The organism is Burkholderia sp. Ac-20392 (assembly GCF_017104585.1).
GTDB classification, from domain to species: domain Bacteria; phylum Pseudomonadota; class Gammaproteobacteria; order Burkholderiales; family Burkholderiaceae; genus Burkholderia; species Burkholderia lata.
Map to the genome: position 1 here is coordinate 1 of NZ_JAAGPB010000295.1, position 10,916 is coordinate 10,916.

Consider the following 10,916-nt stretch of genomic DNA (forward strand, 5'->3'; position numbering starts at 1 on the left):
ATCGGCCGCCGCTCGCCGCGCGGCCCCCTGCACTCACCGCGCCGCGCACTCCGACGCGAGCCGCCCGAGCACCTTCAACGCATCCTCGATCTGCCGCGACCACGGATAGCTGTAGTTGAGCCGGATGAAATGCCGGTAATCGGTGCTCGCCGAGAACATGTGCCCGGGGCCGACCGTGATCCCTTGAGCGAGCGCCACCGCATACAGCTTCATCGCATCGACCTGCGGCGGCAGCTCGACCCACAGCACGTACCCGCCCTGCGGCTGCGACAGCCGCGTGCCTTCCGGGAAGAAGCGCCGCACCATCGCGCTCATCAGGCTCGCCTGCTGCGCGTACTGCTTGCGCATGCGTCGCAGGTGGAAATCGTAGCCGTCGAATTTCAGGTACTCGGCGATCGCGAGCTGCTCGATCGCGGGCGTCGCGAGCGTGTTCAGGAATTTGAGCTTCTCGACCTGGTCGCGGTAGCGGCCCGGCATCGCCCAGCCGATCCGGTAGCGCGGCGACAGGCTCTTCGTGAACGACGCGCAATGCAGCACGAGCCCGTCGCGGTCGAACGACTTCAGCGCGCTCGGTGTCGTGTCGCCGAAGTGCAGCTCGTGATAGACGTCGCTCTCGATCGCCGGCACGCCGTGCTTCGCCAGCAATTCGACGAGCGCGCGCTTGCGCGTGTCGGGCATCTGGAAACCGAGCGGATTCTGGTAATTCGGCATCACCATGCACGCGGCGATGCGCTCGCGTTCGAGGATCCGTTCGAGCGCATCGAGATCGATGCCGTCGACCGGATGCGTCGCGACTTCCAGCGCGCGCATGCCCATCCGCTCGATCGCGTGCAGCATCGCGTAGAAGGTCGGCGACTCCACGGCGATCGTGTCGCCCGGTTTCGCGACGGCCTGCAAACACAGGTTGATCGCCTCGGTCGCACCGATCGTCACCACGATCTCGCCGGGCTCGACCGCGATCCCGCGCTCCGCATAGCGCCGCGCGATCTGCCGGATCAGCTCCTGGTTGCCGGGCGGCAGATCGTCGATCACGCCCCAGCGCGTGCGGCGGCGGCCGATCGTCTGCGCATAGCGTGCGAGACGCTGCACCGGAAACTGCGACGCATCGGGATACGGCGAGCCGAGCGGCACCGCGTCGTCGCGCGAGATCGAGCGCAGCGTCGACAGCACCAGCCGGCTCACGTCCACGGCCGACGGCTCGGCGGCCGGCGCCGACATGTGCAGCTCGGCCTCGGCCGGCGCCGACGCGCGCGCGCGGACGAAATAGCCCGATTGCGGCCGGCTTTCGATCAGGCCGCGGCTTTCCAGCACGAGGTATGCGCGCAGCACGGTCGTGACGCTGAGCTGCTGCTGCCGGCTCGCCTGCCGCACCGACGGAATCCGCTCGCCGGGCCGGTACACGCCACGCTCGATCTGCGCCTGGAGATCGTCGGCCAGTTGTTCGTAACGCTTCATGCGCCTTCCTTTCAACTTCCCTTCAACAACACAGTTGCGATCCGCACTGCCTGAATGGCCGCAACTGTACTCTTTTTTGAAGCGAACAGGTGTACACACAGCCGGACGGGGGCCGCGCGTACTCTGCACCCATCGACCCCGACACCCGCTGCATCATGAAAAAGAAATCCGCCACCGCGCGCATCGAACCGTACACCCACCCGGCCGCCGGCTGGGGCGCGCTGAAAGCCGTCACGATCAACCTGATCAAGGAAAAGGTCGCCGGCGGCAACTACCGTACGCTGCTGCGCCAGAACCAGCCGGACGGCTTCGACTGCCCGGGCTGCGCGTGGCCCGACCGCCAGCACGCATCGACGTTCGAATTCTGCGAAAACGGCGTGAAGGCCGTGGCCGCCGAAGCGACGAGCAAGCGCGTGACGCCCGAATTCTTCGCCGCGCACACCGTGACCGAGCTGCTCGAACAGTCGGACTTCGAACTCGAGCAGCACGGCCGGCTCACCGACCCGATGGTGTACGACGCGCAGACCGACCGCTACGTGCCGATCGCATGGGACGACGCGTTCGAGCTGATCGCGCGCCACCTGCGCGCACTGCCCGACCCGAACCAGGCCGCGTTCTACACGTCCGGGCGCGCCAGCAACGAAGCGGCGTTCCTGTACCAGCTGCTCGTGCGGCTGTACGGCACGAACAACTTCCCCGACTGCTCGAACATGTGCCACGAGGCGACGAGCCGCGGGCTGCCGGCATCGGTCGGCGTCGGCAAGGGCACGGTCACGCTCGACGATTTCGAACATGCGGACACGCTGCTGATCTTCGGCCAGAACCCGGCCACCAACCACCCGCGGATGATGGGCGAGCTGCGCGAGTGCGCAAAGCGCGGCGCGACGATCGTGTCGATCAACCCGCTGAAGGAACGCGGCCTCGAGCGCTTCGCCGATCCGCAAAGCCCGATCGAAATGCTGACGATGTCGGGCACGAAGATCGCGTCGACGTTCATCCAGCCGACGATCGGCGGCGATTTCGCGCTGATCAAGGGGATGGCGAAGCGCGTGCTCGAACTCGACGACGCCGCGCGCACCGCCGGTGCGCCGCGCGTGCTCGACACCGCGTTCATCGGCGAGCACACGGCCGGCTTCGACGCGTTCGCCGACGACCTGCGCAACGAAAGCTGGTCCGCGCTGACGGCCGAAAGCGGTGTGCCGTACGAACAGATCGACAGCCTCGCTCAACTCTATGCGCGCAGCGAGCGCGTGATCGCGACGTGGGGCATGGGCATCACGCAGCACAAGCATTCGGTCGCGACCGTGCAGATGCTGACGAACCTGATGCTGATGCGCGGCAATATCGGCCGCCCGGGCGCGGGCCTGTGCCCGGTGCGCGGCCACTCGAACGTGCAGGGCAACCGCACGGTCGGCATCGAGGAAAAGCCGTCGCAGGCGTTCCTCGACCGGCTCGGCCACGTGTTCGACTTCGAACCGCCGCGCCACCACGGCTACGACGTCGTCGAGACGATCGAAGGGATGCTCGAAGGCCACGTGAAGGTGCTGATCGGCCTCGGCGGCAACTTCGCGATGGCGACGCCCGACACGCCGCGCACGTGGGAAGGCATGCGCCGCTGCGACCTTTCCGTACACATCACGACGAAGCTGAACCGCAGCCACCTGATCCACGGCCGCGACGCGCTGATCCTGCCGACGCTCGGCCGCACCGAAATCGACCTGCAGGACAACGTCGCGCAAGGCGTGACGGTCGAGGATTCGATGAGCATGGTTCACGTGTCGTACGGGATGAACAAGCCGGCGTCGCCGAACCTGATGTCGGAGCCCGCGATCGTCGCGCACATGGGCCATGCGCTGTTCGGCAACGGCAAGATCGACTGGCTGGCCTACAAGGACGACTACGCGAAGATCCGCGATGCGATCGAAGCGACGCTCGACGGCTTCTACGACTACAACACGCGCATCGCGCGGCCGGGCGGCTTCCACCTGCGCGTGGCGTCGCGCGACCGCGAATGGCTCACGCCGACGGGCAAGGCGAACTTCATCGCGCACGCACTGCCGGCCGACACGCCGATCCAGCGTGCCCGCGCGCTGCACGGCGAACGCCTGATGACGCTGATGACGACGCGCTCGCACGACCAGTACAACACGACCGTCTACGGGCTCGACGACCGCTATCGCGGCGTGTTCGGCCAGCGCCGCGTGGTGTTCGCCAACCGTGACGACCTCGCGATGCTCGGCCTGAAGGCCGGCGAATGGGTCGACATGGAAACCGTGTGGCACGACGGCATCGAGCGTCGCGCGGACGGCTTCCTGCTCGTCGAGTACGACATCCCGCGCGGCTGCATCGGCGCGTACTACCCGGAAACGAACCCGCTCGTGCCGCTCGACAGCGTTGGCGACGTGTGCAACACGCCGACGTCGAAGTCGATCCCGGTGCTGCTGCATCGCGCGGCCGCGCCGGCGTCGATCGCCGCCTGACGGAGCGCCGCGATGATCGTTCGTCCGCGCGAGCACTGGCTGCGGATGCTGCTCGTCTGGAACGGCTCGGTGCTGCCGACCATCCTGCCGCAGCTCGTGCTGACGCTCGCGATCAGCCTCGTCGCGGTATGGGGCGGCGGCCGCGTGCTCGGCGAGAAGGTGCCGCTGAACCCGACGCCGTTCACGCTGATCGGCCTCACGCTCGCGATCTTCGCGGGGTTTCGCAACAACGCGAGCTACGAGCGCTACCGCGAGGGGCGGCAACTGTGGGGCGGCGTGCTGACCGCCACGCGCACGCTGGTGTCGCAAGCGCTCAGCTACGGTGCGATCGATCGTGACGATGCATCGCGGCGTGCGTTCGTGCGGACGGTCGTCGCGTACGTCTATGCGCTCAAGCATCAACTGCGCGGCACCGATCCGGCCGCGGACCTGCGCGGGCTGCTCGACGGCACCGCCTACGCACGCGTCGCCGCTTCGCGATTCCGCCCGGTCGTCATCGTGCACGAACTGCGCGAAGCGTTCGCCGCACGCGCCGATGCGGGCCACCTCTCCGACACGCGGCTGTGGATGCTCGACGCGCGCCTCGACGATCTCGTATCGATGGTGAGCGGCTGCGAACGGATCGCGTCGACGCCGATCCCGTTCTCGTACGACGTGCTGCTGCACCGGACCATCTACGCGTACTGCGTGCTGCTGCCGTTCGGTCTCGTCGATTCGATCGGCGCGGCGACGCCGTTCGTCACCGTGTTCGTCGCCTATACGCTGATCGCGCTCGACGCGATCGCGCATGCAATCGCCGAACCGTTCGGCGACGGGCCGAACCATCTCGCCCTCGATGCGATGACGCGGCAGATCGAGCGCACACTGCTCGAACTGAACCGCGAGCCGCTGCCGGCGGAAGTGACGCCGGGCAAGGCTTATCGGCTTAGTTGATCCAGTCGACTCAACCCGGCAGCTGCACCCGTGACGCCGTCTGCACCGATTGCCCCACGGCCACGTCCTGCGTAGCACACGCTGATGATGCAGCAGTACCAGTGCCTTATTTGACAAGGCTTCACCCGAAAAGCTACACCAAGACCTACGCTGAGATTCAGGTGCGACCGCTCCCGCTCGTGGCATTGGTCTTGACTAGCTTTAGACACCAGGGGAGCGGGTATAACGCGGCTGGGATGAGTTCGCATCTTCGACGCGGAAGATTTTGCCCTCTTTCTCAAGTTCAGCGAGAGCTGGCATCAATGATGTCGACATTTCTGGATTTACCCAAACAAGTAGCCGATCAAGTTGGTACCAGCTCAAGTCGCCGTCGTGCGAGGCAATGGCGTCCATTACCAGCGTCTTGAATGCGTTGCAGTCCATTTAATCGTGCCTTCGAAATTCGATTCAGCTAGCCCATTTAAGCCCAAGCGGTTCCGCGATAGAAGTCCTGCCAAGGGTAGCCAATGCTGCTCTTGGAGATGGCGTCGCCGTTCTCCATAAACCCCTGATAGTGAACGGTGCCGAATCGAGCGAGGTCGATCCTCGGGCGAGCAAGTGCGCCGCTTCCCTCTCGTTCGTTGGCTCGCCGAGCAATGTTGTCCGCCACGGCAAAGCTGACGATATCCGCAAACTCCAAATACTCGCTGGCGGTCGGCAGCACGAACTCGGGCGACTTCACGGGCAGCGTGTTGGTGATGAAGGGCCACATAAGCGTGAGCCTGCCGCCCGCGAACAAGTGCTTAGCCCAACCGTCATCGTCGGTCCGCTCGAAGTAGAAATGCGGACAGAGACCCTGCTTGGTCATCTCCTCGATGGCGAACTGGACAAGCGGCCCGAACACCCGAGCTTTGCAAGCGGCTTGCTCTTTTTTTCTAAACGTCTGCGGCCTGACGACCACACCTGCACAGTTCAAGATGACTATCCTGTCAGCCCAGCTTGCGAGGAGGTCCGCCACCTCACCCAGAAACGCGGATACTTGCTCTGACGGCAGCCTCCCCACTCGTCTGCGATCGTCGTGAAAGAGCGTTTTGCAATGGACGACGGTATCCGCGCCAATGCGAACTTTCTTCAATGCTCGATAAGTGGCCAGCAATTCCTGATCATCGCTAGCGAGCCGTGGCCTCGAAATAAGCGTATAGGTCACGCAGTAGCGGTTGTCGCAGCCAAGGGTAACGATGTCACGCATGGCTTCATCGCCGTAGAGTAAAACATCACCTCTCCTAGGGACACTTGGAAGTCCCACCTCAAAACGAGTCGCACAACTCGGACACGCCACCTGCCCCGTACCCGGGCGAAAAAGCTTGCCTTCCGATATGAAGGGCATCAATGGCGGACGCTTGGCAAGCCAGTCCGGGACGAAGGTGTGGCCGTTGGGGCATACAAACGACTGTCGGAGTAGCCATTCAGGGCAGTAGCCTACGTTCTGGGGCGTTTGCTCGATCCCCCCTTGCTTCAGGAATCTGGCATGCTCCGCGTTGACCCATTCATTCAGGTCAAGTCGCGAATCGCCTCTAAGATGGTTGAAGGTTTCGAAAACCATTGTTCACCACCTAACCTCACAGCCGACAGATGTTCCGATGCATCTCTATTGCGAAAGGTGCACTTCGACCGACTGCAGTATATCGATCACGTCTGCCGCACCAAGGAAATCAAACAGAACCGGCCCGCCCAGCACAGGCATAATTTCATACACGGTCCCGAGCGGGCTTTTTACGGCCGCATTGCGATTGTGGGCCGGGTGCTTCTCCAACCGTTTCTTACCGCCGTCGGTGATATTAAACTGGTTGCCGTGTGCCAAGCCATTGCGCAGGTGATAGACCAGTTCAAGGATCGGCGCTTGGTCAAAGTATCCATACGCGCCAAGTTCGTCCCCCAGCATCAATAACGCTCCCGTTGCCCAAGTGCGAAGGAAGTTCCCTTGGAGGTCGTGATCCTCGCGAAGCAAATCGAGATAGAACCGCAGGTCGAGAGTGTGGTGCGTACCGTCTTTCCGATTGATTTCCCCAGTCTGGCTTCCACCTAAAGTCTTTGCAGGCGGCAGTGAATTGATCGATAGCGGATTGACGGCAACGTAGTGAGCTACCAGGAAGGCATAGTAACCGTCCGCCAAACGGTGGGCCGTTCGCGCAACTGCAAGCTTTATAGGATCGACTGCCACGCCTCTATTCCTTAGAAGAACACGTACCGGCCCCACACTAGCATGCGACTGGGGAAGCACCCTAACCGGCAATGCCACGAGAATGATCGCGTACCTCGATCGTGCCGACGAGCTGCAATACGCAGCCCCGCTGCGCCGCCTGTCAAACAAGATCGACAAGGAGATCATGCGGGCCGGACGCATGGGCAATCCGCGCGCATCCGTTGCTCCACTCTCCGACGAGTGGCGTGCTCGCGAAGCCATGAAGTGCAGGCTCCACGACGTCCCCGGCGAACCAGATCCCGGCTCCGACAAGGCGACGAAGTTGCCAGAATTCCAACGCCTGACCTGGGAGGAATTGCGCGACGCGTGGAGCGCGATCAACTACAAGAAAAATCGTGCGCTAACGCTCGAACAGTGCTTCGTACTGGACGTCGTGCATGTCCGCCGGACATTGCGGCTATTGGAGAAGATGGTCTGCGCCGCCGAGCTGGAATTGAAGAAGAACGGCTATCCCGACTCGTTCGCGCTCGACCAGCTTCGCCGCATGCTTGAGGGTGCTCGCGTCGATTGACAATAGTTGACCGACTGCGAGATAGCCAACAATCAGCCCTTCTCTCAGAAATGGTAAATTCATACGAAAACCACACCTACGAGAGAACATATGGCCCGAGCCATGATTTGCGTCGGCGACACGACGACGCATGGCGGCCGCGTGCTGGAGGGCAGCGCGACCGCGACCATTAATGGAAAACCCATTGCCGGCGTCGGGCACAAGGTGCTTTGCCCGCAGTGCAAAGGCGTCTTTCCGATCCTGCCGACTGGGCGGCAATACTCGCACACGTTCGACGGGCGAGAAACCGCCATCGAGGGCATGAAAACCGCGTGCGGAGCGACGCTGATCGCATCGCAGTCGTCGGCGACGTTCGATGACGTCGGATCTGGCACAGCGACGACTGACGGCGCAAGTGCCGCTGTCGCTGCGACTGCTGCAGCGCTCGCTCCATCACCGACGCTCTGTCTCGAATGTCTGAAAACTGCGGCCGAGAATGCCGCGACGATGATCGCGCGCGGGTAGCACATGACCGAAAACTCGATCGAAGCTTTCTTCTTCAAGCGGCAACAGCAGTTGACCATGAAGGTGCATCTTTATGCGCTTGTCGACGGCCTGCTTTATGCCAATGCGGCCAATGGGTCCACCCCTCAACGATCTCAGTCGGCCACGGCCGTATTCGACGGTACGCAGGACGCGTCACTTGCCGACGCCGGACCTTGGCTTTTTGCCTACGAGCGCGCGGCCGCTGATATCCGACGAACGCTTTCCACGATGGCCAGCAGCTCCACCGGCGTGTCCTGGCTGATCAGCGCGTATCCGATCGAATCGCTCGCTGACGAGCTGCGCAGCCGCCTTGACGTACGCTTGCCGGACGGAAGCACGGCCCTCCTTCGCTTCTACGATGCTCGCATCATGACCGATATGGCGTCGCTGATGGAATTCACGCAGCGCATGCAATTCTTCGTCCCGACATTCAACTGGCTCGTCGAAACAAACGGAAAACTGAAGGGAGTACACCCGCATGCTTGAGCTGACGAGCGAACAGGTTGCCGGACTTGCCGAGATCGATGCACGCGGATATGTCGAATGCACCCGTCTGGATCTCGTCAAAGCGGACCCAAAGTTAGCCGACGACGGCACCCTACCCACCCGCCTTTGGAGCGCATACATCGCTGCTCGAAAGCTCGGCATTCAATCCGACGAGAACGTCGCAGCGTTTCTTCGAATCGAGGCATACGCTCCGAAGTTTTACGATAGGCCGGCCACGCGCGCATGGCTGACTCGGCCCGGGCGCTCGGCCGACGAACGTTTTCACGATTACCTACGCGTCATGAAATGGCGCATCGAACATCAGGACGACAAGGGAGGAGTTGAGCATGGCGGGATTGGTGGTGCCGGCGATCGAAGCGGCGATAGTGGAACTTGGACCAGTCTTGGCTCGCGCTGGAACCGCCTTATTGGGCGGGGCCGCAGTGGCCGGGACGGCTAGTCTGTCGGGAGACACATCGAAGGACGCAAGTAAGGCAGAGCCTGCCGTCCGTGCTATACCGCGTACAGGAGAAAGCTGCAAGAAGTGCCCACCCGAAGCAGGAAGCATGCAACGCCGCAACTGGAGCATGAGTGCCAACTCCCGAGAATATCAAGGGCGAATTACGGGGCTCCCCTATAGCGTTGACGAGGCCTGGAGCATGGAGTGGGTCTGGCAGCGCGACTTCGACGGCTTTCGACCGGAAAGCTGTTTGTTGATAGAAGCGAAGGCAAAGTACGATCAGTTCTTGAACAAGAGCGATGTACCGTACACCAAGACCTTTGATGACATGGAGGAGCAGGCTGCTGGTCAGGCCGCGGTCGTGGACGATCATCCTCCTGCGAGGTTGAAATGGTATTTTCAGACGGAGCGGACTTGGAACTACATGAGAATGCCGCTTAAGCGTCTTCAAGTCGATTCAGAATGGGTGCCCTGACAAACATGGAAATAGTTACGCAATTTCGTAGCCCTGCCGATTTCGCCCAGCTTGGCGATTTTGCGGCTCATCTCGTCCGTCTATGGCCAGTGGTTGAAGCAATGTCACGCGAGGACGAACGTCTGGGGCAGTGGTGGCTGAAGGCAGATACCGAGGAAGAAGCCCGTCTGTATCCCATGTATGAAGCGCCCGGTATACCTTCGACAGCCGTTTTGGCAGTCTTGGCGCAACGGTACGAAAAAAAGATGGACCTTCCTAAAGTATTTGGCTTCTGGAATGGTCAGATGGACGCGGCCAACAGCGCTAGGCTGAAGTTAGCCATCGATGCGAAGAGGCGGCCCAGCGAGATAGAAATTGCGCTATCGGCGCAGAGTGCAGTTTCGGCAGACGAGCGCAGCTATGAGGGCGTGGCTAAGATAGTGTCCGCGATGGTCTCGGTTTATGACCCGATGTATGTCTCTGTTTCGCCACGAGAGTATTTTCCCCGGCAGGTGTTTGATGACAAGCCGGGCGTTGGCTGGATGCTGTATCTCCCGAAGGTCCTCACAACTCAGCAAGTCCCGGAAGCACGCGAATTGATTCCCCTTCCCGAAGCCGGCCGGAAGCAGACCGGGACGATCATTGTGAGCGTCCCGGATGCTGTTTTTTCAGTGGACAACTCCGAACACGTCGAGGTCGCCAACCGTATCGAGATTCGGCTCGTCGACCAGGACCTTCTGCCCGGATTCGCTGACCTGTAAGTGTATAAGTCGAGACGCGACCTGACAGTCGCAGTCAAATCTGATCGCGTGCGGCAATTTTCGGGACAAAGGGCGGCAGCCGACTTCGGATTCAACCCGTCAATGCAACACACTTGAAGCTGCATAGCAGCAAGGAGCGTCGCCATGAAACAGAGACGGCGGATCGACTATACAGCGCCCCAGAAGGCGTTAATGTGAGAGCACTGGCGCAAGGGTGAGTCGCTGCAGCAGATTGCTTAGTTGATTGATCGAAACCATTCTCCGGTACGACGGATTCTGGCCGAAACGGGCGGCTGCAGCCAAATTCAACGTATTCACGCGGCAGATCGAGCGCACGCTGCTCGAACTGAACCGCGAGCCGCTGCCGGCGGAAGTGACGCCGGGCAAGGCTTATCGGCTCAGCTGACGCACAACCCGCCGCGCACGCACGTCGAACGCTCCATCAATCCTGGCGGCCGCGCAGAAAACCATCGTGCGCGGCCGCCGTCTCCGCGATCGTTCTCAACAACACCGCACCGCGCAGCAACGCGCGGCCGTCGTCGCTGTCGACTTCGGTCACGCGCCGCAGCAGCACACGGGCCGCCGCGTTGCTGGCCCGCTCCAGCCGCG

The 10,916-nt window shown here is 62.1% G+C and carries 13 protein-coding genes; 9 read left to right on the forward strand and 4 right to left on the reverse strand.

Annotated features, from left to right (window positions below; translation table 11 throughout):
• Positions 1 to 33: 33 nt before the first annotated feature.
• Entirely contained in the window at positions 34 to 1,455 is a 1,422-nt protein-coding gene (locus tag G3N99_RS26295) for a PLP-dependent aminotransferase family protein (protein WP_206123846.1), read from the reverse strand.
• Positions 1,456 to 1,610: 155 nt separating this feature from the next.
• Here G3N99_RS26295 and G3N99_RS26300 point away from each other — a divergent pair, with 155 nt between their 5' ends.
• Positions 1,611 to 3,935 carry an FdhF/YdeP family oxidoreductase gene (locus tag G3N99_RS26300; protein WP_206123847.1) on the forward strand — a complete coding sequence of 775 codons (2,325 nt, stop codon included), beginning with the start codon at positions 1,611 to 1,613 and terminating at the stop codon, positions 3,933 to 3,935.
• A 12-nt stretch (positions 3,936 to 3,947) separates the two neighbouring features.
• Positions 3,948 to 4,868 carry a bestrophin family ion channel gene (locus G3N99_RS26305; RefSeq protein WP_206123848.1) on the forward strand — a complete coding sequence of 307 codons (921 nt, stop codon included), beginning with the start codon at positions 3,948 to 3,950 and terminating at the stop codon, positions 4,866 to 4,868.
• Positions 4,869 to 5,069: 201 nt separating this feature from the next.
• Here the strand turns inward: G3N99_RS26305 and G3N99_RS26310 are convergent, their stop codons facing one another.
• The 3 genes from G3N99_RS26310 to G3N99_RS26320 are packed head-to-tail and all read right to left on the reverse strand — an operon-like array spanning position 5,070 to position 7,068.
• Positions 5,070 to 5,291 (reverse strand): hypothetical protein, encoded by a 222-nt coding sequence (locus tag G3N99_RS26310; protein ID WP_206123849.1) that lies wholly within the window; start codon positions 5,289 to 5,291, stop codon positions 5,070 to 5,072.
• 37 nt (positions 5,292 to 5,328) lie between these two features.
• Positions 5,329 to 6,450, reverse strand: coding sequence for a hypothetical protein (locus tag G3N99_RS26315; protein ID WP_206123850.1), 1,122 nt, complete (start codon positions 6,448 to 6,450; stop codon positions 5,329 to 5,331).
• Positions 6,451 to 6,495: 45 nt separating this feature from the next.
• A complete protein-coding gene (locus G3N99_RS26320; RefSeq protein ID WP_206123851.1) occupies positions 6,496 to 7,068 on the reverse strand; it encodes a hypothetical protein in 573 nt (190 codons plus the stop codon).
• Positions 7,069 to 7,150: 82 nt separating this feature from the next.
• Between G3N99_RS26320 and G3N99_RS26325 the strand changes: the two genes are divergently transcribed.
• The 7 genes from G3N99_RS26325 to G3N99_RS26355 all read left to right on the forward strand — a co-directional run bounded on the left by G3N99_RS26325 (position 7,151) and on the right by G3N99_RS26355 (position 10,713).
• The gene (locus tag G3N99_RS26325) at positions 7,151 to 7,621 is read left to right on the forward strand and encodes a hypothetical protein (protein WP_206123852.1); all 471 of its coding nucleotides are present in this window, start codon (positions 7,151 to 7,153) and stop codon (positions 7,619 to 7,621) included.
• Between the two features lie 90 nt (positions 7,622 to 7,711).
• Positions 7,712 to 8,125: a PAAR domain-containing protein gene (locus G3N99_RS26330; RefSeq protein WP_206123853.1), complete on the forward strand. Its 414-nt coding sequence runs from the start codon at positions 7,712 to 7,714 to the stop codon at positions 8,123 to 8,125.
• A gap of 3 nt (positions 8,126 to 8,128) precedes the next feature.
• Positions 8,129 to 8,632: a DUF4123 domain-containing protein gene (locus tag G3N99_RS26335; RefSeq protein WP_206123854.1), complete on the forward strand. Its 504-nt coding sequence runs from the start codon at positions 8,129 to 8,131 to the stop codon at positions 8,630 to 8,632.
• Positions 8,625 to 9,092: a hypothetical protein gene (locus tag G3N99_RS26340; RefSeq protein ID WP_174981803.1), complete on the forward strand. Its 468-nt coding sequence runs from the start codon at positions 8,625 to 8,627 to the stop codon at positions 9,090 to 9,092. Before G3N99_RS26335 ends, G3N99_RS26340 begins: the two co-directional genes overlap by 8 nt.
• 106 nt (positions 9,093 to 9,198) lie before the next feature.
• Complete coding sequence (locus G3N99_RS42595; protein WP_346778501.1) at positions 9,199 to 9,567, forward strand: Tox-REase-5 domain-containing protein; 369 nt, start codon at positions 9,199 to 9,201, stop codon at positions 9,565 to 9,567.
• Positions 9,555 to 10,307, forward strand: coding sequence for an immunity 52 family protein (locus tag G3N99_RS26350; protein WP_241011859.1), 753 nt, complete (start codon positions 9,555 to 9,557; stop codon positions 10,305 to 10,307). The genes G3N99_RS42595 and G3N99_RS26350 overlap by 13 nt, the downstream gene beginning before the upstream one ends.
• Positions 10,308 to 10,551: 244 nt before the next feature.
• On the forward strand, positions 10,552 to 10,713 hold the full coding sequence (locus G3N99_RS26355) for a hypothetical protein (protein ID WP_206123856.1): 162 nt from the start codon (positions 10,552 to 10,554) through the stop codon (positions 10,711 to 10,713).
• Positions 10,714 to 10,916 lie beyond the last annotated feature (203 nt).

Excerpts from the sequence above, each read along its gene's own strand:
- G3N99_RS42595 (WP_346778501.1), top strand. The coding sequence starts at position 9,199 with ATGCAACGCCGCAACTGGAGCATGAGTGCCAACTCCCGAGAATATCAA.
- G3N99_RS26350 (WP_241011859.1), top strand. The coding sequence starts at position 9,555 with ATGGGTGCCCTGACAAACATGGAAATAGTTACGCAATTTCGTAGCCCT.
- G3N99_RS26300 (WP_206123847.1), top strand. The coding sequence starts at position 1,611 with ATGAAAAAGAAATCCGCCACCGCGCGCATCGAACCGTACACCCACCCG.
- G3N99_RS26335 (WP_206123854.1), top strand. The coding sequence starts at position 8,129 with ATGACCGAAAACTCGATCGAAGCTTTCTTCTTCAAGCGGCAACAGCAG.
- G3N99_RS26310 (WP_206123849.1), bottom strand. The coding sequence starts at position 5,291 with ATGGACTGCAACGCATTCAAGACGCTGGTAATGGACGCCATTGCCTCG.
- G3N99_RS26295 (WP_206123846.1), bottom strand. The coding sequence starts at position 1,455 with ATGAAGCGTTACGAACAACTGGCCGACGATCTCCAGGCGCAGATCGAG.
- G3N99_RS26315 (WP_206123850.1), bottom strand. The coding sequence starts at position 6,450 with ATGGTTTTCGAAACCTTCAACCATCTTAGAGGCGATTCGCGACTTGAC.
- G3N99_RS26330 (WP_206123853.1), top strand. The coding sequence starts at position 7,712 with ATGGCCCGAGCCATGATTTGCGTCGGCGACACGACGACGCATGGCGGC.
- G3N99_RS26305 (WP_206123848.1), top strand. The coding sequence starts at position 3,948 with ATGATCGTTCGTCCGCGCGAGCACTGGCTGCGGATGCTGCTCGTCTGG.
- G3N99_RS26340 (WP_174981803.1), top strand. The coding sequence starts at position 8,625 with ATGCTTGAGCTGACGAGCGAACAGGTTGCCGGACTTGCCGAGATCGAT.
- G3N99_RS26325 (WP_206123852.1), top strand. The coding sequence starts at position 7,151 with ATGATCGCGTACCTCGATCGTGCCGACGAGCTGCAATACGCAGCCCCG.